The 25584-nt window shown below is 73.8% G+C and carries 19 protein-coding genes; 11 read left to right on the top strand and 8 right to left on the bottom strand.

Going from position 1 to position 25584, the window contains the following annotated elements; translation table 11 throughout:
- The first annotated feature begins 11 nt into the window (after window positions 1-11).
- Genes hxsD through NAEX_RS43135 form a run of 4 tightly spaced genes read left to right on the top strand, consistent with a single transcriptional unit; the run spans window position 12 to window position 2653 of the window.
- Entirely contained in the window at window positions 12-494 is a 483-nt protein-coding gene (gene hxsD / locus NAEX_RS43150) for a His-Xaa-Ser system protein HxsD (RefSeq protein WP_143140119.1), read from the top strand.
- Window positions 491-718 carry an HxsD-like protein gene (locus NAEX_RS43145; protein WP_096333300.1) on the top strand — a complete coding sequence of 76 codons (228 nt, stop codon included), beginning with the start codon at window positions 491-493 and terminating at the stop codon, window positions 716-718. Before hxsD ends, NAEX_RS43145 begins: the two co-directional genes overlap by 4 nt.
- On the top strand, window positions 715-2223 hold the full coding sequence (hxsB, locus tag NAEX_RS43140; RefSeq protein WP_170136492.1) for a His-Xaa-Ser system radical SAM maturase HxsB: 1509 nt from the start codon (window positions 715-717) through the stop codon (window positions 2221-2223). Before NAEX_RS43145 ends, hxsB begins: the two co-directional genes overlap by 4 nt.
- A gap of 37 nt (window positions 2224-2260) precedes the next feature.
- On the top strand, window positions 2261-2653 hold the full coding sequence (locus NAEX_RS43135) for a hypothetical protein (protein ID WP_211302568.1): 393 nt from the start codon (window positions 2261-2263) through the stop codon (window positions 2651-2653).
- Window positions 2654-2789: 136 nt separating this feature from the next.
- Here NAEX_RS43135 and NAEX_RS52560 read toward each other — a convergent pair whose 3' ends face one another.
- From NAEX_RS52560 to NAEX_RS43105, 6 genes are all read right to left on the bottom strand, one after another.
- Window positions 2790-3494: a hypothetical protein gene (locus NAEX_RS52560; RefSeq protein ID WP_177325843.1), complete on the bottom strand. Its 705-nt coding sequence runs from the start codon at window positions 3492-3494 to the stop codon at window positions 2790-2792.
- Window positions 3495-3625: 131 nt separating this feature from the next.
- On the bottom strand, window positions 3626-4888 hold the full coding sequence (locus NAEX_RS43125; protein WP_211302567.1) for an L-lactate MFS transporter: 1263 nt from the start codon (window positions 4886-4888) through the stop codon (window positions 3626-3628).
- A gap of 105 nt (window positions 4889-4993) precedes the next feature.
- Window positions 4994-5989, bottom strand: a complete 996-nt coding sequence (locus NAEX_RS43120) for a DUF4215 domain-containing protein (protein ID WP_143140118.1) — start codon at window positions 5987-5989, stop codon at window positions 4994-4996.
- 165 nt (window positions 5990-6154) lie between these two features.
- Window positions 6155-7504 carry a tetratricopeptide repeat protein gene (locus tag NAEX_RS43115; protein ID WP_096333295.1) on the bottom strand — a complete coding sequence of 450 codons (1350 nt, stop codon included), beginning with the start codon at window positions 7502-7504 and terminating at the stop codon, window positions 6155-6157.
- A gap of 93 nt (window positions 7505-7597) precedes the next feature.
- Window positions 7598-9790: a bifunctional 23S rRNA (guanine(2069)-N(7))-methyltransferase RlmK/23S rRNA (guanine(2445)-N(2))-methyltransferase RlmL gene (rlmKL, locus tag NAEX_RS43110; protein WP_096333294.1), complete on the bottom strand. Its 2193-nt coding sequence runs from the start codon at window positions 9788-9790 to the stop codon at window positions 7598-7600.
- Window positions 9791-9921: 131 nt separating this feature from the next.
- Window positions 9922-11766 carry a SpoIID/LytB domain-containing protein gene (locus tag NAEX_RS43105; protein WP_143140117.1) on the bottom strand — a complete coding sequence of 615 codons (1845 nt, stop codon included), beginning with the start codon at window positions 11764-11766 and terminating at the stop codon, window positions 9922-9924.
- Between the two features lie 411 nt (window positions 11767-12177).
- On the opposite strand from NAEX_RS43105, the gene NAEX_RS43100 reads away from it, so the two are divergent.
- From NAEX_RS43100 to NAEX_RS43085, 4 genes are all read left to right on the top strand, one after another.
- Complete coding sequence (locus tag NAEX_RS43100; RefSeq protein ID WP_170136491.1) at window positions 12178-15375, top strand: FG-GAP repeat domain-containing protein; 3198 nt, start codon at window positions 12178-12180, stop codon at window positions 15373-15375.
- Entirely contained in the window at window positions 15372-16457 is a 1086-nt protein-coding gene (locus NAEX_RS43095; RefSeq protein WP_096333291.1) for a hypothetical protein, read from the top strand. Before NAEX_RS43100 ends, NAEX_RS43095 begins: the two co-directional genes overlap by 4 nt.
- Window positions 16458-16967: 510 nt before the next feature.
- Window positions 16968-20132, top strand: coding sequence for an FG-GAP repeat domain-containing protein (locus tag NAEX_RS43090; RefSeq protein ID WP_170136490.1), 3165 nt, complete (start codon window positions 16968-16970; stop codon window positions 20130-20132).
- Entirely contained in the window at window positions 20129-21208 is a 1080-nt protein-coding gene (locus NAEX_RS43085; RefSeq protein WP_096333289.1) for a hypothetical protein, read from the top strand. The genes NAEX_RS43090 and NAEX_RS43085 overlap by 4 nt, the downstream gene beginning before the upstream one ends.
- Before the next feature lie 238 nt (window positions 21209-21446).
- On the opposite strand, the gene NAEX_RS43080 is transcribed toward NAEX_RS43085, so the two are convergent.
- Entirely contained in the window at window positions 21447-22022 is a 576-nt protein-coding gene (locus NAEX_RS43080; RefSeq protein ID WP_143140115.1) for a hypothetical protein, read from the bottom strand.
- Window positions 22023-22113: 91 nt separating this feature from the next.
- Window positions 22114-22803, bottom strand: a complete 690-nt coding sequence (locus tag NAEX_RS49075; RefSeq protein WP_100792677.1) for a Bax inhibitor-1/YccA family protein — start codon at window positions 22801-22803, stop codon at window positions 22114-22116.
- Between the two features lie 96 nt (window positions 22804-22899).
- On the opposite strand from NAEX_RS49075, the gene NAEX_RS49070 reads away from it, so the two are divergent.
- From NAEX_RS49070 to NAEX_RS43065, 3 genes are all read left to right on the top strand, one after another.
- Window positions 22900-23466 carry a hypothetical protein gene (locus NAEX_RS49070; RefSeq protein ID WP_100792676.1) on the top strand — a complete coding sequence of 189 codons (567 nt, stop codon included), beginning with the start codon at window positions 22900-22902 and terminating at the stop codon, window positions 23464-23466.
- 373 nt (window positions 23467-23839) lie between these two features.
- On the top strand, window positions 23840-24586 hold the full coding sequence (locus NAEX_RS43070) for a phosphoadenylyl-sulfate reductase (RefSeq protein WP_096333286.1): 747 nt from the start codon (window positions 23840-23842) through the stop codon (window positions 24584-24586).
- Between the two features lie 94 nt (window positions 24587-24680).
- Complete coding sequence (locus NAEX_RS43065; protein WP_096333285.1) at window positions 24681-25577, top strand: metallophosphoesterase family protein; 897 nt, start codon at window positions 24681-24683, stop codon at window positions 25575-25577.
- Window positions 25578-25584 lie beyond the last annotated feature (7 nt).

The raw sequence follows: 25584 nt of genomic DNA, 5'->3' as shown, positions 1-25584 counted from the left end.
TGCCCGGCGTCATGACCACGTCCATCGAAGGCGCCCCTGCCGGGCTCGTCGTCGCCGACGAGCAGGCCGCCGCCGTCCACTTCCTCGTCGACGAGGAGCTCTACCCGCTCCCCGCGATCTACGGCGCCGCCTACGTCTTCATCGATCGCTGTTATGTCTTTTTGGACAGGCCCGAGCCCGCGCGCGTGCGCGTGGTCCTGACCGCCAAGTCGGGCGCGGCCGCGCCCGAGGCCTTGCGCGCGCTGATCGGCGAGTTCGCCAACGAGCTGCTGTCGTGCGCCTTCCGCCACCAGATCGCGCAGGACAACCGCGTCCTCATCGAGACCGCCACCATGCAGGCGCTGGCCGGCGCGATGGGCCAGCCCAGCCTCGACGACCTGGCCAAGTTCGACTTCAGGGACCAGGGCTTCGACGACCCGCTCGGGATCGCCATGTCGTGGGAGGAGAAGCACGGCCGCAAGTCGCCCAAGCCCGAGAGCGAGGGCGCGCCGTGAGCGACGTCCACGAGCTCCGCTTCTCCCGCCAGCTCTACAGCGGCGAGGCCGTCGACCAGGCCGTCAAGGCGTTCGCCCGCTTCGCCGCCTTCGATCTCGAGCAGACCGAGGACCACTGGGTCGTGCGCATGCGCCCGAGCGACCCGAACCTCGCCCGCCGCCTGCGCGGCGAGCTCGGCAACCACGCCCTCGGCCTCACCGTCCAGCGCGGAGGCGCCAAGTGAACCTGTCCCTTCCGCCAGCCCCCTCGCTCGTGCAGCTGCGCCCGCGCGCCGGCACCCAGGCCTACTTCCGCTGGCGCGCCGTCGGCGACAAGATCCTCGTCACCAACCTCGAGGGCAACTGGCTGCTGCTGACCGCCCCCGAGTTCGCCGCCTTCGTCGAGGGACATGTCCCCGAGGACAGCGAGCTGCACGCCCGCCTCAAGGCCGGCAACTTCCTCCGCGCCCACTACGACGTGCGCGCCGCCGCCGAGCGGATCCGGGCCCGCAAGAGCTTCCTCGCCGGCGGGCCCAACCTGCACATCCTCGTCGTCACCCTGCGCTGCAACGAGACCTGCGTCTACTGCCACGCCTCGCGGGCCAACATGGACCAGGTCCACACGGACATGACCCGGGAGACCGCCGAGCGCGCGATCGACCTGGTGTTCCGCAGCCCGAACCCGTTCATCACCATCGAGTTCCAGGGCGGCGAGCCGCTCGTCAACTTCGACGTCGTCAAGCACGCCATCGAGTACGCCGTCGACCAGAACCGCGCCCACGGCAAGCGGCTGCAGTTCACGATGGTCTCGAACTTCGCCCTGCTCGACGAGGCCAAGCTGGAGTACCTGCTGCAGCACCGGGTCCAGCTGTGCACCAGCATCGACGGGCCCGAGAAGCTGCACAACGCCCAGCGCAAGCTGCCGACCCAGGACGCCCACCAGCGCGCGGTCGGCTGGATCAAGCGGATCAACGAGGCCTACGGCGCCAGCGGCCTCGACCCGACGCTCTACCACGTCGAGGCCCTGCTCACGACCACGCGCGAGACCTTGCCGCTGTGGAAGGAGGTCGTCGACACCTACGTCGGCCTCGGCTGCAAGGCGCTGTTCCTCCGCGCCATCGACCCGTTCGGCTTCGCCGACCGCACCCGCCAGCGGCTCGAGTATCCGCGCGGCGAGTTCATGCAGTTCTACCGCCGCGCGGTCGACTACATGATCGAGCTCAACAAGCAGGGCGTGCAGATCCTCGAGCGCTACGCCAGCATCTTTCTCACCAAGGTGCTGCGCGGCGAGGACCCCAACTTCCTCGACCTGCGCAGCCCCTCGGGCGCGGGCATCGGCGCCCTGGCCTACAACTACGACGGCAAGGTGTTCACCTGCGACGAGGGCCGCATGCTGCACGAGATGGGCGACGACACGTTCCACCTCGGCGACGTGCGCACCAGCAGCTTCCGCGAGCTGGTCGGCCACGAGACGGTGCGGGCGATGACCATCGCCTCCAACCTCGACGGCCAGCCCGACTGCGTCCACTGCACCTACCAGCCCTACTGCGGCACGATCCCGAGCTTCAACCACAAGAGCCAGGGCTCGATCTTCGGCCGCATGCGCGAGAGCAACGTCTGCGCGGTCCACAAGGGCATCCAGGACTACCTGTTCGAGAAGCTCGCCGAGGCCGACCCCGAGACCCTGGCGATCTTCGACCGCTGGACCACCGTCCGCAGCCGCGACCACTTCGTCCAGCCGGCGCCGTGAGGCGGGTCGGCCTCACGCGCTTTCGGACATGCCCGAGATGGCATGCCCGTTGGAGCGCGCGTTCGTCGGCGAGGAGGCGCTGGTCTCGCTGATCCGCGACGTCCAGCCCGGCCTCGTGCAGGCCTACCTCGCCACCGACCCGATCGAGGTCGCGCGGGAGCTCGCCCGCGTCGAGCCGATGCGGCCGGCCGCGCTCGCGCCGGTGGTCGTCGAGCTGGCCGGGTTCGGGCACCTGGCCGCGGCGCTCGAGCTGCGCGTGCCCGCGCTCGCGCGGGCGACCAGCCCCGACGACCTCGTCACCCTGGCCCCCGCCGTCCTCGCGGTCGCGGCCGACCGTTCCGCCGCCACCGCGATGCTCGACGAGCTCGACCGCGCCGACGCGATCCGCGTCCACCCCGCGTTCACGAGCTTCGACGCGCGGTCGGCTTGAACGCGGCCGCCAACGCGTATGCCGGAAAGGACATGCTCGAGCGAGCATGTTCATTGAAACATGTCGCGATGGGCATGCTCCGAAGCATATGTCCAAGAAGACAGAGCGACACCGGTGCATGCATCGGCCCCGGGCCTCACTCGCACAGCGGCGCGAGCTCCATGCACACGGGCTGGCCGAGGTCGTCGTTGCACTCCCACACCCCGCCCTCGCAGCAGCTCGCGCCCTCGAGGCAGGGCGGGTCCGGCTCGGTCCCCGGCACGCAGCACGGCTCGCCCGGGCACAGTTCGCCGGGCGCCGCGCACGTCGACTGCCCCCCGCCGTCGTTGCAGGCCCACGCACCGTCGTCGCAGCAGCTCGCGCCCTCGAAGCACGGCGGCTTCGTGAGCGGGTCGCAGCACGGCGGCGGGCACACCTCTCCCGGCGCGTCGCAGTCGTCGCACGACCACTGCCCGCCCGCGCAGCAGGCCGAGTCGACGCAGGCCGGACGCATCCGCGGCAGGCAGCAGCCGAGCTCGCCGCTCGTCTCGCCCATGGTCTCGCCGGGGATCTCGTCGGGCCCGGTGCTGGCGATCGCGGTGGTCGAGCCGGTCGTGGTGCTCGCCCCTGTCGTGACCCCCGTCGTCGCGCCCGAGGTGGTCGTCCCTGTCGTCGTGCTGTCCTCGCCGGTGGTCGTGCTCGCGCCGGCGGTCGTGCTCGTGCCGGTGGTCGGCGCGGTCGTGCCGGTCGACTCACCGGTCGTCGTCCCCGTCGTGCTGCCCGAGGCCGTCGTCTTGCCGTCGCCGCCGCAGCCCGCCAGCATCAGCATCAGCGCCGAAGTCCGAAGGAGAGACGCGTGCATGGATCTCCCTTCGCACGCCGCGACGCCGCGCGCAAGTCCGCCGCGGTCGACCACCGTCTCGACCTGTCCTCGAGGCCAGACGATTCTCGCGCCGCCCTCCTCCCCGGCCGACCCGTCGGCGCATTCCTGCCTCACGCACTCGCCGGCGCGCTCGCGGGCGCCAGCGGCCGCACCGCCAGCGTCAGCGCCAGGCCGACCAGCAGCGCCACCGCCATGATCTGCAGCGTCGACGCGTACAGCTCGACCAGCGACCCGCCCGGCGGCAGCGCCTTCAGCCGCGCCTCGCGGATCGACGTGATGAGGATCGGCCCGGCCACGCCCGCCGCGCTCCAGGCGGTCAGGATCACCCCGTGGACCGCGCCGACGTTGCGAGCGCCGAACATGTCGGCCAAAAACGCCGGGATCGTGGCGAAGCCGCCGCCGTACATCGTGAAGATGACGACGACCGCGAGCTGGAACAGCTGCCACTGCCCACCCGCGGCGAGCTGGGGGATCGCCAGGAACAGCGCCGCCTGGACCGCGAAGAAGATCGAGAACACCGCCCTGCGCCCGATCCGGTCCGACAGCGAGGCCCAGAAGATGCGGCCGAACGCGTTGAAGCCGGCGATCACCGACACCATCGCGGCCGCCTGCTCGGGTGTCCTCTGGAACATGTCCTGCATCATCGGCGACGCCTGGGCCAGGATCGAGATGCCGGCGCTGACGTTGATGAACAGCATGGCCCACAGCAGCCAGAACTGGCGCGTGCGCACCGCCCTCGGCATCGTCAGCTCCGGCTCGCCGCCGAGCTGGATGGCCTTCGGGACATGTCCTTCGGGTCGCCAGCCGTCGGGCGGGCGGGCCAGCGCCCGGGCCGCGCTCAACATCACGAAGAAGTACACCGCCGCGAGGATCCACAGCGTCGATGCCACCCCGACCGCCTGGATCAGCCGCTCCTTCACCGGCGCGGCGATCAACGCGCCGCCGCCGAAGCCGAGCACCGCCATCCCCGTGGCCAGCCCGCGCCGGTCGGGGAACCACTTCACCAGCGCGCTGACCGGCGACACGTACGCCAGCCCCAGCCCGGCGCCGCCCACCACCCCGTAGCCGACGAACAGCAGCCACAACCAGCCGAGCCACACCCCGAGCCCGCCGAGCGCCAGCCCGCCGCCGAACAGGCACGCCGCCAGCGTCGCCGCGCGCTTCGGACCATGTCTCTCGAGCCAGGTGCCGCCGAACGCCGCCGACAGCCCGAGCAACGCGATCGCGATCGAGAACGTGTACGCCGCCGCGCCCTTCGGCCACGCCGGGTGCAGCGCCTCGATCGGCTTGTTGAAGACGCTCCAGGCGTAGACCGAGCCGACACACAGGTGGATCGCCACGGCGGCGGGCGGGATCGTCCAGCGGCTGCGCACGCCTCCACGATGCCAGATCGCCGGCGCGTCGGCAGCGGGTCCGCGGGCCGCGGGACGCCGGCGTCCACGTCGCCGGCGGGGACACCCGCGCGTGGATCGCCGCGCTCAGCCGACGACCACCGTCAGCGTCACCGACTCGAGCGTGCCCTTGTCGGCGAACGCCGAGTCGCCGGCGCAGAAGCGCCACGTGCCCTCGGACGGCTCGCCGACGAAGTCGCCGAAGTCCTCGCCGGGCCCGGCGCCGGGGCTCGGCGCGTACTCGCAGACCCCGTCGTCGCGGCACACCGCCTGGTCGATGCCGAGAGTGTGCCCCATCAGCTCGGCGTCGATCCCGTCGTTGCGGAACGCGACCGGCCACACCGGATCGATGTCCGAGTTCTCGGTGCTGTCGGACATCCCGTCGTCGGCCGCCTCCGCCCCGCCGGGCAGGCTCATGAGCGTCAGCACCGTGCCCTTCGGGCTCCACAGCTTGAACACCAGATCGCCGACGTGCGGGTGGTCGGCCCCGATCTTCATCCGCACGTCGTGCACCACCCCCACCTTGGCGATCGCCAGGTCGACGCACGCCATCGAGCTCTGGCCGCCGTCGTAGAGGTCGCTCGGGATCATGAGCGCGAGATCCTCGAGCACCACCTCGGTGTCCTCGCCCTGGCTCTCGAACCGGCACTCGGGGTCGCAGCCGTCGCCCGGCGCGAGGTTGCCGTCGTCGCACTGCTCGACGTCGTCGCGCACCAGCCCGTCGCCGCAGGCCGCCAGCTCGCAGCTCGCGGTGCACGCGGCGTCGTCGGCGTTGGCCGCCCCGAGGTCGCACTCCTCCTCGCCCTCGACGATGCCGTTGCCGCACATGTCCGAAGGACCAGGTCCCGTCGTGGTCGACGTCGCGTCCGTCGTCGTCGGCACCGCCGCCGTGGTGTCGCTCGTCGTCGTGTCGCCGGGGGTCGTCGGGTCGCCCGTGTCGCTGCTCGCGGTCCCCTCGCCCGTGCTCGTGCTCGCCGACGTCGCCCCGCTCGTCGTCATGCCCACCGTGAGGCCGGTGTCGGCCGGATCGCCGCCGCAGGCCGGCAACAGCCCCAGGAACGCCACGAAGCGCCGCACGTGCATGCGGCGGCCTATCGCACAGCCGCGCGCGCGTGCCAAGCGTGGCTGTCCCCGCTCGTGACAACCTTCACGCCCGCCGCGACTCGACCGCGCGAGAACCTCTCGTCGCATCCCGCCGACGTCCGGCTGTCTCGCCGGCCGCCTTTCCCAAAGGACAGGTAAGCCGCCTCACCACCAGTCGCCGACCATCAGCTGCCAGGTCGGGAACAGCGTCACCGCCGCGACGAGCCGCAGCAGCTTCTTGGTCGGGCCGGCCAGCGCCGCGAGGGCCTCGCCCAGCGTGCAGGCCTCGCTCGCCCCGTCGGCGCACGCCCTGGCCGCCAGCGCGTCGGCGGCGGCCCGATCCTTCCGCACCCCGCGGCCGAGCGCCATCATCCGCGCCAGCCTCGCGCAGCCCTTCGGCTCCTTCGCGTCGCAGGCCTTGCGGAACAGGCTCACCGCCTGGCGGTACCCGCTCGGTCGCTCGGCCAGGGTGCGGCCCCAGCGGACGCACGCCAGCGCGTCGCCGCCGTCGCACCACGGGCGGAACAGCTCGGCGGCCGGCTGGGGCGCGTCGGCGGCGGCGAACACCTCGGCCGCGGCCAGCTCACACTCACGGCGGGAGTTCGACTCGTGCGACGAGCACGTGCGATCGAAGCCGACCCGCGCCGCCTTCAGGTCGCGCAGCGCCGGGTCGGTCGTCCGGATCACCGCCGCGTTCCAGCAACCGCCCGCGTCGCCGCCCTCGCACGCCTGGTCGTACAGCCGCAGCGCCCGCGGAGCGTCGCGCTCGCCGCCGCGGCCGTCGGTCAACAGGCCCGCGAGGTTGAGGCACGCGTGCGGCTCCTGCTGCGCGCAGGCCTGCTCGATCAGCGCCCGCGCGTGGGCCTCGCGCGCCTGCCTGGGCGCGGCCGTCTCGTCGCGCTCCGACGCGTCGGTCCACTGCAGCAGCCGCAGCGCGCGGAGGTTGTCGCACGGGCTCGACGCGCCGGGGCACACCAGGTGTCCGAGCGTGCGATCGATCGCCGGCCAGTCGGGCGTCGGCGCCCGCAGCAGGTGGCCCAGCACCGGGTCGCACTGCGACTCCGAGCCGAGCGCGCAGCCGCGTTCGGCGGCGCGGAGGGCCTTGTCCGGGTCGGGTGGGCCGTCGAGGACCGAGCGGTAGCGGATGCCGAGCTCCTCGCACGCGCGGACCGAGCCGAGGTCGCACCCGCGCTCGAGCAGCGCCGTGGCCTGGGCCTTGTCCTTGCGCGGCGCCCCGCAGCAGCCGATGTCGACGAAGTCGGCGATCCGCCGGCAGCTGTGCGCCTCGCCCAGCGCGCAGGCTCGCTCGTGCGCGCGGAACGACTCCGCCTCCGCGCCGGCGCGCAAGCTCCTGAGGTCCGCGAGCGCGTCGCCCAGGCGCACGCACGCCTTCGCGTCGCCGCCGCCGCAGGCGCGCCGATCGGCCGCGAACACGTCCTCGACCGGCGCGCTCGCGCGATGGGCACAGGCCGCGGACAGCCCGAGCAGCACACCGCCGACGATCGCGCCTCGCACGAGCCGAGGCTATGCGACGGGCGCGGGCCCTGGCAACCGCTCGCGAGCCCGGGACGGCTCGCCGACCCTCGCCGCCCACGCTGCGGGCGGCGCTCACCGCCGCGCCGTGATTCGGAAGCACTTGTGGATCTTCGGGCTGCGCGCGAAGTCCTTCGGGATCGTCTTCGCCGACAGGTCCTCGATCTCGAGGTCCGCGAGCCGCTCCTGGTCGAGGCGGAAGCGGCGGTAGTTGGTCGAGAAGATCAGCACCCCGTCGCGCTCGAGCAGGCGCACCGCCGCGCGGATCAGCTCCACGTGGTCGCGCTGCACGTCGAGCACGCCCTCCATCTTCTTCGAATTGGAGAACGTCGGTGGGTCGAGGAAGATGGCTCCGTAGCGGCGCAGCTCGCGGGCCATGAACTCGCGGCACTCCGCCTCGACCACCCGGTGCTGCGGCCCGCGCAGCCCGTTGAGCTCGAGGTTGCGGCGGGCCCACGCGCAGTAGGTGCTCGACAGGTCGACCGACGTCGTCGACAGCGCCCCGCCCTTGCCGGCGTAGACCGACGCCGTGGCGGTGTACGCGAACAGGTTGAGGAAGCGCTTGCCGCGGGCGACCTGGCCGACCAGCGCGCGGGTGTCGCGATGGTCGAGGAACAGCCCGGTGTCGAGGTAATCGGTGAGGTTGACGAGGAAGCGACCTGGCCCTTCGCGCACCTCGAGCAGGTCGCCCGCGTCGTCGCGGCGGCCGTACTGCCCGCCGCCCTTGGCCCGCTCGCGGCGCTTGCACACCACCTGCGCCGCCGGGATCTCGAGCGCGTCCGGGATCACGCGCAGCGCCTCGCGCAGGCGGGCCGCCGCGCGCACCGGGTCGATCTCGGTTGGCGCCGCGTACTCCTGGACCAGCGCCCAGTCGCGGTAGAGGTCGATCGCCACCGCGTACTCCGGGATGTCGGAGTCGTAGATCCGGTACGCCTCGATGCCGTGGCGCGCGGCCCAGCTGCCGAGCTGCTTGCGGTTCTTCCGCAGCCGGTTGAACAGCGCCTCGCCGCCCTCGCTGCGGGGGTGCTTGCGCGGCTGCGCGGCCTCGCGCGGCACCTCGAAGCGCAGCAGGTGGACCGGGATCGCGCCGTTGTAGAGCACGTGGCGCCGCTCGGCCCGCAGCCCGATCGCGTGCCCGAGCTCGAGGTCGGGCGCCAGGATGGCCGCCTTCCACCCGCCGAAGTGGTCGCGCAGCCGCTCGCCGAGCAGCTCGTAGAGCGCCGGCATGTCGGCGCGGACCCCGAGCCGCTCGCCGTAGGGCGGGTTGGTGGCGACCAGGCCGGTGGCCTCTCGTTCCTGTCCCGAAGGACCTGTCCCCGGGGCCACGAGCTCGGCGAGCTCGCGCCGCTCGACGCGGATCCGCCCGCCGAGGCCCGCCCGCGCCGCGTTGGCGATCGCCGCCTTGACCGCCGCCGCGTCGCCGTCGTAGCCGAAGATCGGCGGCACCTTGCCGAGCCCGATCGCCGCCCGCGCGCGCGCCTCGGTCAGCAGCTCGTTCCACACCGCCGGCTGATGGCCGCGCCAGCCGAGCAGGCCGAAGTACTCGCGCCCCAGCCCCGGCGCGCGGTCGCAGGCCATGTGCGCCGCCTCGATCAGCAGCGTGCCCGAGCCGCACATCGGGTCGACCATCGGCGCCCCCGCGGCCGCCAGCGCCGGCCAGCCCGCGCGCATCAGCAGCCCCGCGGCCAGGTTCTCCTTGAGCGGCGCCTCGACCCCTTCCTCGCGGTAGCCGCGGCGGTGCAGGCCCTCGCCGGCGAGGTCGATCGAGATCACGGCCTCGTCGTGGGATGTCTCCTGGAACATGCCCTTGATGCCAGTCGACGCCGGCTTGCGCAGGTGGACGCTGACGCGCACGTCCGGGCGGCGCACCGCGACGTCGGGGCGGATCCCCGTCTTGGCGTTGAATTGGTCGACGATCGCGTCCTTGACCCGCTGCGCGCCGAAGCGGGTATGGACGATCGCCGCGTTGGCGCCGGTGAAGTCGACCGCCATCGTCCCGCGGGCCGACATGTGCTCGCGCCAGTCGACCTTCTGCACCGTCGTGTACAGCTCGTCGGCGTCGCGCGCCGGGCCCGTGCCGACCTCGAGCAGCACTCGACCGGCCAGCCGCGACCACAGGCACGCCCGGTAGCCGACGACCAGCGCTCCGCGGAAGTACACGCCGGCCGGCTGGAGCCGGATCGCCGTCGCACCGAGCGCGCGAAGCTCGTCGGCGAGCAGCTCGAGGAGGCCTTGCGGGGCGCTGGCGAAGAAGTTGTGCTCGTTCACGTGGCGCCCGGGCTATAGCGACTTTCGCGCGCGCACGCGAGTCTGCCCGCGCGTGCGTCCGCTTGCGCCGGGCGTGCGAGCTGACCTCACGGACAGCCGCAGCGGTGCGCCGTATGCGGCGTGGGCCTCGCTCACACCGGTCTGCGGCGGCGACGGGCGCCGACGAGCGCCAGCATGGCCCACAGACCTGGCGCCAGCCCGCCCTGCCCCGCGCCGCCCAACCGGCAGCCGTCGCCCTGGCCGTAGCCGGGCGGCAGCGCACCGCCGCCGGCTGGGCCCGGTTCGTCGCCGGTGGTCGACGAGGGCTCGCCGCCGCTGCCGGGGATCCCGTCGGTGGTCGGCACCTCGGCCCCGGTCTCGTCCCCGCCCGTCCCCGTGCCGCCCCCGGTGTCCCCGCCGGTCCCGCCCTCGACCGGGCACAGCGGGTCCGCCGGATCGCCGCCCGGCGGGCACTGCGGATCGTCGAGCATGTACACCGCCGGACCTGTCCCCTGGACCAGGAACGGCGCCGGCCACACATCTGTCCCTTGGGGCATGGCCATCAAGTCAGCCGGCGCGATGACCTGCGCCGACGCGGCGTCGAACTGCCACGCCGCCGCCACCTCCGCGCTGGCGATCCGGCGGCGGAACCCGGCGTCGACCAGCCACAGCGTCGGGTCGCCGGCGACCTGGACCAGCGCCGGCGCGCCGGCGATCGCCTGCCACTCGGGGATCGCGTTCAGCGTCGCGTCGTCGACCTTCGCCATCTGCCACAGCGTCGACAGCGACCACGCCTCCAGCGCCGCCGGATCGGGCACGTGGCGGCGCACCCCCGCGGGCAGCGCGGGCGGCGGGCAGGCGAACTGCATCGGGCTGCCGTCGAGCTGCGTCGGCCCGTCGCCGCCGAGGTCGACCCCGTAGACGTAGACCGGGTGCGACGCGCCGTCGAGCAGACTGCGCGGCAGCGCGAGCGACAGCCCGTGCGCGCACGAGCCGAGCGCCTGACACAGGTCGTCGCGGTGCTGGTCCGCCTTGACCGTCACCTCGATCGCGTTGGGATCGCCGTGCGGCGCCATGAAGCTGACGATCGCGTCGACCGGCGTGTCCTTCTGATCCGGGTCCCACGCCCAGCCCTGGATCCCCGCCGCGCAGTCGGCCGCGTCGAGCGTGCCCTCGGCCGGCTTGTTCGGCGGCACCACGCACGCGCCCTCCGCCTGCAGGATCTCGATGTCGTCGCCGTAGTAGAAGCGGAGGATGTCGGCGACCCCGTAGCCCTTCGTGTTCTCGAGGCAGCGCGCGCCCCACTGCGACATGCAGCCGCGGTTCTGCCCGTAGCCGTTCGAATTGAGGTCCTCCGGGAACACGAACCCGAGCTCGGTCTGGTCGACGTCGTAGACCGTCTTGCCCTCGTTGAAGGTCACCCACTTCTCGGTCGCCGACGCCGTCCCGTTGGCGGTGTCGACGCAGCTCGCCGGCTGCTGGCTGTCGCCGGCGACGTAGAAGGCGTACGTCAGCCAGCCGTTGTACGACAGGTACTGCCCGGCCGTCGCCGCGACCGCGTCGTACGCGATCTGCTTCGGCTCGGTCCCGCAGCCGTACACCTGGCAGCCCTGGCCGTCGCAGATCTGGCCGTCGTTGGCCATCGCGTAGTAGGCCACCGAGCGGGCCGCGATCGCCTGGGCCTTGAGCGCCTCGAGGTTGGCCCCGCCGTTCTCGCAGGTGATCACGCGCGGCAGGTAGTCGGTCTCCATCGCCCGGGTCACCCCCTCGACGACGACGTCGCAGTAGGCCCCGCCGAGCGGCGCCGGCACTGCGGTCAGCGGCTCCGGCAGCGGCGAGCCCTTGTCGAGCGGCGGCCCCATGCCCCGCGGGTCTCCTGGCCGATCCGACAGGTCCGAAAGACCATCCACGACCTCGGTCCGCTCGACCTCCGCCTCCGGCTGGGCGGGATCACAGGCCGAGAGCGACACCAGCACGACGAGCGCGGCGCGGGTCATGACAGACACCTCCACCCGTCATCATGCCCGGGGCACTTTCGCGCTACAAGTGAACTCGACGTGCGCCCAAGGGTCCTGCCGATGCTCGCCCAGGGCCCGTCCTGCGACCTCACGCGCTCCACGCACTCCGCCCTCGGTCGCCCCCTGCCCGTTTTCCCGCCCTTTTCCAACGCGTGCGCCCCTGCGGCGCATCTCCTTTACGCACGCCGCAGCGGGAGCTCCACGCCTCTCCCGATCTCCAGTTCACGCGTCTGCCGCACTGGACATGCGGCGGGAATGCTCGGACCGCGCTACGGTTTCTCCGTCGCTGTCGTGATGGATGGGGATCGACGCGCCCGACGTGGAGCACCGCCGTGGACCCGACCCGCGAGCGCGCTCGGGCTCGCGGCGCTCGGGCTCGCGGCGCTTGTCGTGGCCTGTGAACCCGCGGATCCGTGCGCCCGCGCCGGCGCCCTGTGCCTCGATGTCGCCGGCGCGCGGACCTATACGTGGGGCCTCGCCATCGACGCGGTCGTCGTCGCCGACCTCGACGCCGACGGCCGCCCCGACCTCGTCGTCGGCGGCGGCGACCGCGGCACCGTCGGCGTGTTCTGGGGCCGCGCCGACGCACATGGTGTTCAGGACATGCTCGACGGGACAGCCACGAGCTGGTCGCTCGGCGAGCCCGCGCGCGACCTCGCCGTCGCCGACCTCGACGGCGACGGCCGCCTCGACGTCGCCACGGCCTTGCCTGGCCGCGCCGAGATCGCCGTCCTGCGCGGCCGGGGCGGGCGCTCGCTGGGCGAGCCCGAGCGGCTCGCGGTCGCCGACGGCCCGCGCCGCCTCGCGGCCGTCGATCTCGACGCCGCCGGCCCGCCCGAGCTCGTGGTCGTGAGCGAGACCGCCGGCGCCGTCACCATCGTCCGCGAGCTCGTCGCCGATCCGCCGCTGCTCGTCGGCCCTGGCGCCCGCGACCTCGCGATCGCCGATCTCGACGGCGACGGCTCCCTCGATCTCGCCGTCGCCGTCGCCGACGCCGGCGCGATCCAGGTGCTGCGCGGCGACGGTCGCGGCGGCCTCGTGCCCGGCCCGCGTCACGCCGTGGGCCTCGCGCCCACGGTCGTCGTCGCCGGCGACTTCGAGGACGACGGCGCGGTCGACCTCGCCACCCTCGACGTGCTCGACGACGCCGTCACGGTCCTCCACGGCGACGGCGAGGGCCGCCTGCGCGCGCGCAGCCGCTGGCCGGTCGATCCCCAGCCGCTCGCGCTCGCGGCGGCGCCCGACGAGCACGGAAAACCTGCCCTTTTCGCCCTGTCCGAAGTCACAGGCAACATCCAGCGCGTCGATCCCCGCCACGGCGTGGTCCTCAGCGGCACGCCGCTCGGGCAGGCCACCCGGCTGGTGGTCGGCGACCTCGACGGCGACGGCCGCGACTCGCTCCTCTACGCCGGCCTCTCCTCCGGCCTCGGCGAGCTCACGCCCGACCTCGGCCTGCGCGTCGAGCCGCTGTGGCAGCGCGAGCGCACCGGCGGCATTTTCCCGCTCGACATCGACGGCGACGGCGTCGACGAGCTGCTCATCGACCTCGACGAGCAGCCCGAGCCCGATCCGTCCCTCCCGGTCGATCCGGAGGACCCGCCGTCGCGCGTCCTCGAGGTCGCGCGCGGGCCGGAGCGGCTCGCGGTTCAGCTCGAGTCGGGCCTCGGCGGCGCGCTGCAGGGCGCGGTCGCGGCCGACTTCGACGGCGACCACCGCAACGACCTCGCGCTGTGGGATCGCCGCACGATCGCCGTCCTCCGCGGCCGGCCCGACGGCACCTTCGACCCCGGCGTACCCGCGCCGCAGCCCAGCCAACCCCAGCATTACGCCGTCGTCCGCGGCGTCGACCGCGATCGGCTGGCGTTCGTCGTCGACGCCGCGCTCCTGCTCCTGCGCCTGGGAGCCGACGGCGCGCTGGTCCTCGAGGCCGAACTCCCGCTCGACGACCACCCGACCGCCCTCTCCGCCGTCGACCTCGCCGGCGACGGTCGCACCGACCTCGTCATGCACCTGGCTTCGTCGCTGCTGGTGATCGAAGACCTGCAGCTCGACGCGCCGCGGCGGATCGACGCGCCGGCGCTCGCGCGCAGCCGGGCGCTCCTGCTCGTCCCCGGCGAGCACCCCGGGCGCGACGCGTTCGTGTGCTCGGAGGCGGGCCTGGTCCACGTGCCCGACCTGCTGGGGCCCTCGCCGGGCGAGCCGGTCGTGCTCGACCCCTTCGGCTGCGAGCGCCTCGCCCTCCTCGACCTCGACCGCGACGGCCGGCGCACCGAGGTCGTCAGCCTGCGCATCGACGGCCAGGCCGCCGGCGCCCAGCCGGTGGTCCTCACCCCCTGGCGTCGCGACGATCACGCCTGGCGTTCGCGCGCCCCGCGGGCCGTCGCCGACGCGTTTGGCGTGCCGTCGCTGATCCGCCACGGCGGCGGTCGGCTGGCCCTGCTGCGCTACCGCTCCGTCGACGAATTGGTCGCTGAGGACATGTCCTTCGGGCCAGCCCTCGCCGCCCGCCTGCGCGCCTCGCTCGCGCTCGGCTTCGGGGCGACGCTCGGCGACTTCGACGGCGACGGCGCCCTCGACCTGTTCGTCGACGCCGGCCTGGCGGGCGCCGCCGGGCGTCACGGCTTCGCCTTCGGCGACGGCGACGGCGGGTTCGGCCCGACCGAGCTGCGCAGCGACCTCTTCGCTCCCGGCCTCGGCAGCCAGCAAGTCATGGCCCTCCAGCTCGACGACGACCCCGCCGACGAGCTCCTGTTCACCGTCCGCTCGTTCGCCCGCGACGGCTTCGATCTCGTCCGTCTCGACCTCGAGGACGGCGAGCCGCGCGCGCGGCCGTTGCTCCGCCTCCCCGGGCTCGACTCCATGTCCTTCATTCCCGGCGATCTCGACGGCGACGGCCGCTCCGACCTCCTGGTCCGGGGCCGCCTCGACGTCGCCGGCGCTCCCGTCGGTCCGGGCGCGGACGTTGACGGCAAGCTGAGCCAGCGCCTCGCGTTCCTCCGCGGCATCGACGGCGGCTTCGCCGATGCCCGCTGGAGCGAGGTCCAGCTGGGGCGCGCGATCAACCTCATCGGGCTCGCCGATCTCGACGGCGACGGTCGCCTCGATCTGCTGACCTCCGGCTTCGGGCTCGAGATGGCCCCCGGCCTGGGCGACGGCCGCTTCCAGCCGTCACGCCGGTGGAGCGGCGTGCGGCCGGACGACTTCGCCGTCGGCGACCTCGATCGCGACGGCCGGCCCGACCTGGCCGCCGTCCACTTCAACTACGACGCTTCTGCGGAGCTCCAGCAGCAGCAGCTCCTCCTGCTCCCCGGCGGCGCCACGGCCGGGCCGCCGCAGCCGCTCTTCGCCGGCGCCCGCTCGGTCGATCTCGCCGACATGGACGGCGACGGCGAGCTCGATCTCCTGGTCGGCGGCGCCGACGGCGACCTGCACATCGGCCGCCGGCAGGGCGGCGCCTACCGCTTCGACCGCTATCCCTTGCCCGGCTTCGCCCAGCACGTGCGTGCCCGCGACGTCGACGGCGACGGTCTGCGCGACCTCACCGCGCTGGGCCTCGGTTCTCTGACGATCGTGAGGCAGCTGCCGTGACCGTCCGCCGCCTCGCCCTGCTCGCGGTCCTCGCCGCCTGCGACCGGCTGCCCGAGCCCAGCCTCGAAGGCGAGCACGTCCGGATCGGCGCGAGCCCTGGTCTTGAGCCGTGCGCCGGCAACCTCGCGCACATGGACCTGTTCGTCGCGCGCCTGGCCGCCGAGATGGGCGTCACGGCCCCGACCGGCGACGATCGCTTCACCTTCTACTGGCTCACCCCGGACGACTTCGTCGACCTCTCGCCGTGTCCGCGCGAGGTCACCGCCTGCACTGTCTTCGACACCATCTACTCCAACGCGGCGATGCTCGACCACGAGCTCGTCCACCTGTTCGCCCACGACACCTCGGCCTTCTTCGCCGAGGGCTTCGCCGTCGCCTACGAGGGCCTCGGCGGCGGCGTCCACGACGAGCGGGCCACCCGGATCACGCGCCGCGACGTCTGGCCCTCGCTGCTCTCGGTCCTGTGGATCGGCGTCGACTACGACGACGCCGGCGCCTTCGTCGCCTACCTCCTCGATCGCCACGGCCTCGCCGAATTCCAGGCCGCCCTGCCGCACTTCCCCCTCCTCGCCTCGCGCGCCGGCATCGACCGCGTCTTCCGCGATCGCTTCGGCGTCTCGCTGGCCGACAGCGTCGCCGAGTTCACCGCCGAGCGCGAGCGGTGCCCGCACCTCGCCTACGACCGCAAGCTCATGGAGTGCGACGCCCCGCGGATCGCCTGGGACGGCCGCCGGTACGCCGAGTATCGCCGCCTCGCCGCCGACGAGCCCGACGCGATCGGCCCGTTCGGACGCGACGGCCTGCTCGTCCTGCGCAGCATCGACATCCCGGAGGACGGCACCTACGAGCTCGAGATCGTCGTCGATCCCCGCGTCACCGACGGCGTCGTGTTCTTCCGCCCGACGGTGAGCGTGGTCGGCTGCGGCGGCTGCGACGACGAGCCGGTGGTGCACGAGACCGACCAGGCGCGTCGCGTCGAGCTGCGCGCCGGCCGTCACTCCCTGCGGCTCCATGGATCCACGCGCGTCGACACCCGCGTCGCCTGGTCGATCACCCGCGTCGACGATCCGACCCCGCGCTGAGCCTGCGTATGCCCGCGAGGACAGGTCCGGAGGGACAAGTCTTGGCGGCCTCGTCACATATCCCCGACGACATGTCCGAAAGAGCACCCGTTTCGCCGACCGGACCTGGAGCGGCCGCACGATCGCTGACCTCGCGGCACCGGTCGCATCGCACAACCGACCCGATCGGCGACGCCATCGGTACTCGCGCCCGGTGAAGCCCGGAACACCTCCCCCGGGACGAGGGACACGCTGCCTGGCTTGCTGCCCGCGACGTCCACGCGGACCGAGCCCGCGCTCGCCGCCCGACATGGCGAGTCGGACAGCCCGCAGGCCGTTCGGCGCGCGGCCGCGCGCCGCTCCAGGACGGCCGTCGCCGTCGCCCCGCCCCACGCGCGGACCCTCGGCTCCGGGCGCCCCTCCTCTCGCCTCCCTTCGGCCGGCGAGCTCCGCGCCGGCCCGCGTCCGAAGCCCGTCCCATGCGGCGCTTTACAATTTGCCCCCGGCAGTGCTCTCGTGATGCTCGGGTTGATGCGCCGCTCGGTCTTCGTGTGGTTCGGCCTCGCGGCGTGCGCCGGGGCGCTCGCCTGCGTCCGCGACGACGGCTGCGACGACGGCCATCGCCTGTTCGGCGGGCGCTGCCTCGATCTCGGCGGCGCGGTGGCCTCGCGCTGGGGCTTCGCCCCCGAGGCCTTGCAGGTCGCCGACCTCGACGGCGACGGCGTCGCCGACCTCGTCGCCGCCAGCCCCGACGCCGGCGCGATCACCATCGTCTGGGGCGGGAAGGACATGTCCTCGGGGACAGCCACCACCTGGTCGGTGGCCGCCGCGATCGACGGCCTCGCGCTCGTCGACCTCGACGGCGACGGCCGGATCGACGTCGTCACCGCGGCCCCCGACGACGACGCCGTCGCCGTCCTGCGCAACCGCGGCGCCCGCGAGCTCGCCGCGCCCGAGCTCTACCCCACCCTCGTGCCCGGACCGACCGCCCCGCGGGCCGTCGATCTCGACGGTCGCGGCCCGCCGGAGCTCGTCACCCTGCACCGGGACGCCCGCAGCCTCGGCGTGCTGCTCGACCTGAAGCCCTTCGTCGCGCTCGAGGTCGGCCTCGGCCCCGTCGCCCTCGCCGACGGCGACTTCGACGGCGACGGCCGGCGCGACCTCGCCGTCGCCCTGTCCGAGGCAGCAGCCGTCCAGCTCGTCGTCGGCGACGGCGCCGGCGGCCTCTCGCTCGGCCCGCGGCACCCCGTCGGCGTCGCCCCGTTCGCCGTCGTCGCCGGCGACTTCGACGGCGACGGCGCCCAGGACCTCGCCACCGCCGACGCCCTCGCCGACGCCGTCAGCGTCCTCTACGGCGACGGCGCCGGCCGCCTGCGCGCGCGCGCGAGCTGGCCCACCGATCCCGACCCGCGGGCGCTGGCCGTCGTCCCCGATGAAACCGGAGGGCATGTCCTTTACGTCCTGTCCTATCAAACATCGACCATGCAGCGCCTCGACCTGCGGCGCGGCGTCGACCAGGTCGGGGCCACCCGCGAGCGCGCCGCGGCCCTCGCCGCCGGCGACCTCGACGGCGACGGCCGGTCCGAGCTCGTCTACGCCAGTCGGTCGGCCCGCGAGCTCGGGCGGGTCGTCCCCGACGCGCCCGGCTTCTCGCTCGCGCCGCGGTGGGAGACCGGCCCGGCCCGGCGCGCCTTCCCGCTCGACCTCGACGACGACGGCCACGACGAGATCGCCGTCGTCCCCGCCGCCGCCGAGGACGCCGTCGTCGACCTCGAGCGCACCGCCAGCCTCCAGCTGTGGCGCGCCGACGTCGACGAGGTCGCCGACATCGACCTCGCCCCGCTGCCGCGCGTCGACGCCGTCGTCGTCGGCGAGCTCGACGCCCGCCCCGGCCGCGAGCTCGTCGCCTGGTCTTATGGACAGCTCGTGATCCTCGGCGAGCGCGCCGACGCGTGGGTCGCCGGCGAGCTGCTCGACGTCCCCGGCCTGATGGGCGTCGTCGTCGTCGACCGCGACGGCGACGGCCGCCAGGAGCTGCTCCTGAAGCGCATCCTCGCCTCGGGCAGCCGGCTCGATCACGTCGAGCTCGCCGAGGACGGCAGCCTGCGCGAGCTCGCCTCGCGCGCGTTCACCGGCGCGCTCGGCCCCGTCGCCGCCGTCGACCGCGGCGGCGCCGGACCGCGGGACCTGTTGGTCATCGCCGGCAACCAGCTTCGGCTCGACGACGGCGGCGACGAGCCGCGCACCATCGCCCTCGACGGCGTCGGCGGCGTCGGCGAGTTCGCGCTCCACGACTTCGACGCCGACGGCCGCCTCGACGCCGTCCTCTGCACCAGCGTCGGCCTGCTGCGGGTCGACGATCTGTTCGGCGACCCGCCTGGCGAGCCGACCCGCGTCGATCGCAACGGCTGCAGCCAGATCGACCTCCACGACTTCGACGGCGACGAGCGGCTCGACATCCTCGCCGAGCAGAGCGACGCCAGCGGCGGCGCCACCCGCAACCTCCTCACCCTGTGGCTTGGGGCCGAGACCGGCGGCTGGACTCGCCTCGCCAGCCAGAGCCTCCCGGCCAGCGCCGGCCGCACCCGCGTCGTGCGGCTCGACGACGACAGCTGGCTCGACCTCCTGGTCGACGAGCTCGATCAGCCGGCGCGCGTCTACGACATGTCCTTCGGGACAGCCCTCGCCGACGAGCCGGTCTTCACCGGCGACCTCGGACACCGCTTCACCGACCTCGACGGCGACGGCGTCCTCGACCTGCTCGGCCTCGGGCGCGGCCTCGCGGTCGCCCACGGCGACGGCCAGGGCGGCTTCTCGCCGGTCCATCAGCGCGCGCTCGCCGACCTCCTGCCGGGGGCCGAGCGGATCTGGAGCGCCGCCGTCGACGACTTCGATCGCGACGGCGACGCCGAGGCGATCGTCGTCGCCCAGCGCGCCGACGGCTGGCGCTCCGACCTGCGCCTCCTCGAACCCGGGCGCGCCGCCTCGCCCGACGAGCCGCCGTTGCTCGAGCTGCCGAGCGTGTTCACCCAGCTCGCCCTCGCCGACTTCGACGGCGACCGCGTCCTCGACTTGCTCGCCTACACCGGCCTGCCCGATCCGCAGTACGCCGTGCTGCGCGGCGACGGTCGCGGCGGCTTCGCCGATCCCTCCTGGTCCCCGATCGCGCTCGAGACCACCGCGCCCACCGTCCGGCCGATCGACCTCGACGGCGACGGTCGCCTCGACCTGCTCGCCAGCCGGAGCGACGGCCTCGTCCTTCACCGCGGCCTCGGCGACGGTCGCTTCGCCGAACCGCAGCCGTGGCACCCGCTGACCGGCGGCGGCTTCGCCGGCGCCGCCGACATCGACCGCGACGGCCGCCGCGACCTCGCCATGCTCGTGCAGGGCGGCCTCGTCGCCCTCCTCGGTCGGCCCGGCGGCGCCGCCGTTTCGCCCGCCGTGCTGTTCGCCGACGCCAGCGCCGGCGCCGTCGTCGATCTCGACGGCGACGGCCAGCTCGAGCTCCTCGCCGGCACCGGCGACGCCCTCCACGTCGGCCGCCGCGAGGCCGACGGCCGCACCACCTTCGTGCGCCACGACCTCGAGCTCAAGGGCCTGTCCGGCATCTTCACCGCCGACTTCGACGGCGACGGTCTGCTCGACCTCGGCCTGCGCAGCGGCGCCGGCCTCACGATCGCGAGGCAGCGGCCGTGACCCGTCGCCTCGCCCTCCTCCTCGCCGCGGTCGGCCTCGCCTGCGACCCCTTGCCGCCCGTGCGTCACGAGGGCGTCCACGTGCGCGTCGCCCCCGATCCGGGGCTCGAGCTGTGCGGCGGCACGCTCGCGCACATGGACGACTTCGTCGCCCGCGTGTCCGCCGAGTTCGGCGTCGACCCGCCGACCGGCGACGATCGCTTCACCTACTACTGGCTCGATCCGGACGACTTCGGCCGCCGCACCCCGTGTCCCGACGCCGTCGCCGGCTGCGCCCTCTACGACGCCGTCTACTCCAAGGCCGCCCCGCTCGACCACGAGCTCGTCCACAGCGTCTCGTTCGCCTACGGCGTCGGCCCGCAGCTGTTCGTCGAGGGCCTCGCCCGCGCCTACGAGGGCCTCGAGGCCTGGCGTTCGCCGCAGCCGGAGCGGCCGCGCGACGTGTGGAAGTTCGTCGGCGCCAACTGGATCGCCCCGCTCGACTACGACGTCGCCGGCGCCTTCACCAGCTATCTGATCGCCCGCTTCGGCCTCGACGAGTTCTTGGCGATGTACGCCGGCCTCGGCCTCGTCGCCCGCGAGGGCGCCATCGATCGCGCCTTCTCGAGGCACTTCGCCGTCGACCTCGCCCGCGCGATCGACGACTTCACCGCCGACGGCGGCGACTGCCTGCACGAGCACGCCGATCCCAAGCTCAGCGAGTGCGGCGCCCCCGAGGTCGCGTGGGACGGCGAGTACGTCGCCGAGTACCGCCGCCTCGCCTGCGATCAGGAGGACGCGGTCGGCCCTTACTACGGGGGCGACGTCGTCGTCATGCGCAGCCTCGTCGTCCCGGTCGAAGCCACCTACGACATCGCCGTCATCACCGACGAGCCCGCCCTGGCGCCCGCCCTGGCGATCTCGCTGTTCCCGTGCAGCCAGTGCGGCACCGACCTCGCGGTCACCGTCGGCGCCGGCGAGCGAGTCACCGCGCGGCTCGGCGCCGGCCGGTACGCCTTGCGGCTGCACGGATCGGCGCGCCGCGACGCCCGGATCGGCTGGGCGCTGACCCGGCGCCCCGACGTCGGCGAGCGCTGACAGGCGGCGGGCTGCGGCCGAGCCTCGCGCGAGGAATGCGGGTGGTCATGAGGACATGTCCTCGATGACATGATCTTTTCAACATGTCGTTTCCGACATGTCCCGGCGCCACCCGTGTCGACGCCGCAGGCGGCGAGCCTCGAGGGGTCTCCCGCGCGAGACGTGCGCCGAAGCTCCCCTGTCGACCCGCGAGCGCACCGCGCATCGGACGGCCTGACGGCTGGCCCTCGCTCGACCCTCAAGACGGCTTCAGCGCCTCGCCCGCGCGCTCCGCCTCCTGGAGCTCCGCCCGCGTCGGCGCCCCCGTCTTCTTCGCGCAGGTGTCGATCAGCTCCTGCGCCCGCTCGCGCGCGATCCCGGGGGTCGCCTCGCGGAACGCGTGCGTCTGGCAGGCCGCGAAGCGGAGGTTGTTCTGGGCGACGCAGCGCTCCTCGGCCGGGTCGAGGTCGACGCCCTTCATCACCGCCCACCGCTCGGACTCGGTTTGGTCGCCGCGGACGCGCTGGCCGACGAACGCGTCGTAGGCCGCGCGCATCTCGGTGCAGGCCGTCTTGATGTCGGCCGGCAGCGACGCGGGCACCGTCGCCGCCTTGTCGATCTCGGCCGCGATCGCCCGCTCGCGGTCGGCCTCGACCTTCTCCTTCAGCCGGCGCATGTCCTCGCCGGCCTGCTTCGCGCTCGCGGCCGGATCGCGCTGGTGTTCGAACGCCGCCGCGATGCTCTTCGATTGCGCGCCCGGCTTGGGTTCACCGCAGGCGAGCGCCAGCGGCGCGCACAGCAGCGCCGCCAACGGGTGCAGACGTACCGGTCCCATCGTGGTCCCTCCTGGTTGCTTGCACGCGCAACCATGGGAGGGGTCGCCGGTCGCGGCCAGCGACGACGCGACCGGGGCCGGGCCCGCGGCCTCACTGGCCCGTCGTGACCTGCAGCGTCGCCAGCGTCAGGTTGACGTAGTCCAGGTACAGCTTGAGCGCCCCGACGACCGCCAGGTTCTCGCGGCGCCCGTGCGTCCGGTACATCTGCTTCACGCGCTGGCCGTCGTAGGCGACGAAGCCGGCGAACACCACCGCCAGCAGCGCTTGCAGCAGCACGTGCAGGCCCGGCTGGCGCAGCGCCGCCGCGTCGAGGAACATCGCCACCAGCGCGCCGATCAGGCCGGTCGCCAGCGCCGCCCCCCACGGGCTGAGGTCGCGGCGGCTGTAGTAACCGACCAGCGACCCGCCGACGAACACGCCGGCGGCCACCCCGGCGGCCGTCGTCACCTGCTCGGCCGTCACGTGGGTCGCCGAGCCGAGCCACGCCAGCGCCGCCCCGAGCAGCACCGAGAACGTGAGGAACGCGACGCGGGCGACCGTCGGCGGCAGCCGGTGCAGGCGCGCGCCGATCACCAGCACCGCGACCGCCAGACCCGGCCAGAACAGCACCCGCAGCTCGCTCGCCAGCGCCGCCTCGAGGCGGGGCTCGCCGCCGAGGGCGATCGCCGTGGCGGCGCTGAGGCCCACGCCGGCGGCCATCCACGCGTAGACCGAATGCATGAATCGGCCCACGCCGGCGTGCAGGTCGATGCCCAGGGGGTCGCGGAGGCGCTCCGACATCGGCCCATCTGGCCACAAGCCGCCCCTCCCCGTCAACGCTGCGCGACGGCCGACCTCGCCATGGCGCCGCCCCGGCGGCGCGGGCACACTGCGGGCATGTCGACCCGCCTCCGCGTGCTTGCGACCGGCCTCGGCCTCGGCCTGACCATGGCCGCCTGCAGTTCCAACCGCGTCACCGTCGGCGGCGGGCCCAGCTATCGCTACCCGCACCAGGAGGCCTACGGGCGGACCATGACCTGTCCCGACAGCCGCCTGCCGCCCCTGCGCGACGGCGGCGTCTCGCCGGACGCGGCCCGCTGCTCGTTCGCCGACGCCCAGGGATCGCGCGTCGTCCACGTCGGCGGCAAGGTCCTGACCGAGGCCGAAGATCCCTCCGAGCCCGGCATCGGCGTCGCCGACGTCGAGGTCGGCATCCACCGCCTCGCCGGCGTCTCGCTCAACCTCGACGATCCCGGCCCCAAGATCGCCCACGCGCGCACCGACGCCCAGGGCCGCTACAGCGTCTCCGGCACCTTTCCGCCCGGCAACTACGCCGCCATCGCCCGCCAGCCGCAGGATCAGCGCTTCCTCGCCTACCGCATGTTCGTCGTCGCCGAGGGCGCGATCGGCCGCATCGACGGCGTGATGATCACGATCCCGCTCGACCAGCGCCTCGGCCCGTGAGCCGACCGGACCGCGAGCCGGTCGCGCTGTCCTGGGGGACATGACCTTCAAGCCAGCAACCACTGTCTCTCGGGGCATGTCCCATCCGCCAGCTCCGCCGCAGCCGCGTCGGCGGGGCGCGGGGGACCGGCCGAGCCGGCTTCGGCGCGCGGGCGGGGTCGAGCGCGCGGCTCCGGCGACGGCGCTGCGCCCTTCACGTCGGCGCCCTCGCCCGCAGCGGATCTCGCGCGGCCGCCGACCCGCGGCAAAAACCGGCCTGCGGGCGGCCAACTCGCCCTCTGCGGCCCGGTCGAGGGCGAATTTTCGGCTCGCGTGACGATCGCCATCCCGCTCGCGCGGCAGTTCCTCCCGCGATCGGTGCTACAACCCCCATGTGACTGAACGCGGATCCGACCTCGCCGGCGCCGGCCTCGAGTCTGGACGCGAGACCGAGCTCACCGGCCTCGCCGAGCAGTCCGCCGCGCTCGAGGGCCAGTCGGCCGAGGCCATCCTCGCCTGGGTGTTCGAGCGCTGGGCGGGGCGGCGGGTCGGCCTCAGCTCCGCCTTCGGGCCCGAGGGGTGCGCCCTGATCCACCTCGCGCGCCAGATCCGGCCCGACGTCCCGGTCTACACCATCGACACCGGCTACCTGTTCGCCGAGACCATCGCCGTGCGCGAGGCCTTCCGGGCCCAGGGCGCCGACATCCGCGTCGTCGAGCCGCTGGTCACGATCCGGGCCCAGGCCGAGCGCCACGGCCCCGACCTGTTCGCCCGCGATCCCGACGCCTGCTGCGACATCCGCAAGGTCGAGCCGATGCGCCGCGTCCTCGACGCGCTCGACGTCTGGATCACCGCCATCCGCCGCGATCAGGCCGCCACGCGCGCCGGCACCCCGATCCTCGGCACCGCCCGGCGGGCCGACGGCAGCCTCGTCGTCAAGGTCGCCCCGCTGGTCGCGTGGACGCGCAAGGACACCTGGCGCTACCTCATCGACCACGACGTGCCCTACAACGCCCTGCTCGACGCCGGCTACACCAGCATCGGCTGCGAGCCCTGCACCGCCCGGCCGCCGGGCGACGACGAGCGCGGCGGCCGCTGGTCCGGCACCGGCAAGACGGAGTGCGGGATCCACCACCTCTAGTCCTGTCCTTTGGGGCATGCCCGTTCGAACCCGTCCTTATCGACCTGTCCGATCTGACCTGTCCTTACGAACCTTCCCCTGAGCACCTGCCGCCATGCCCCTGCGCTTCGTCCACTGCTCCGACATCCACCTGCTCGAGCTGGCGGGCACCACCCCGCAGCGGTTCTTCAACAAGCGGCTGACCGGCGGCGTCAACCTCCTGCTCAACCGCAGCCGCAAGTACGACGGCGGCATGTTCCAGAAGATCGTCGCCGCGGCCCACGCGCACGAGGCCGAGCGGCTGGTGATCACCGGCGACCTGACCAACCTCGCGCTCGAGTCCGAGTTCGAGCACGTCAAGCGCCACCTCGAGGCCGTGGGCCTGCCGGTCACCGTCATCCCCGGCAACCACGACGCCTACACCCGCGGGTCGGCGCGCGCGCAGCGGTTCGAGCACTACATGTCCGCGTTCATGGAGGGTGAGCGCGAGCCGGGCAGCGACTACCCGTTCGTCCAGCGGCTCGGCGACGTCGCCCTCGTCGGCCTGTCGACCGCGATCCCCTCGCTCCCGCTGTACGCCGTCGGCCGCGTCGGCGACGAGCAGCTGGCCCGCCTCGGCCGGTTCCTGGCCAAGCTGCGCGCCGAGGGCCTGGCGCGGGTCGTCCTCATCCATCACCCGGTGGTGCGCGGCGTGGCCAAGCCGCGCCACGACCTGCTCGACCTCGACGCGTTCGGGCGGGTGATCGCCGAGCACGGCGCGGAGCTCATCCTCCACGGCCACGAGCACCGGCGCCTCGAGGGCGCGCTGCCCGGCCCCGGCGGCGTCCCCGTCCCGGTCCACGGCGTCGGCTCCGGCACCTATCTGTCACAAAAGCCAGGTCGTCACGGCGCCTACTCCCTTTACACCGTTCGACCGGGCCAGGTGACCCGCACCTATCACCGGTGGGACGGCCGCGGATTCGTGGCGGACGAGCCGGACGCGCCGCTCCTCGCCGGAACCGGCTCGCACTGACCGCGAA

It is taken from the genome of Nannocystis exedens (genome assembly GCF_002343915.1).
Lineage (GTDB): Bacteria > Myxococcota_A > Polyangia > Nannocystales > Nannocystaceae > Nannocystis > Nannocystis exedens.
Note: the sequence above shows the minus strand (reverse complement) of the source record. Positions and strands in the feature narration are given on the sequence as shown.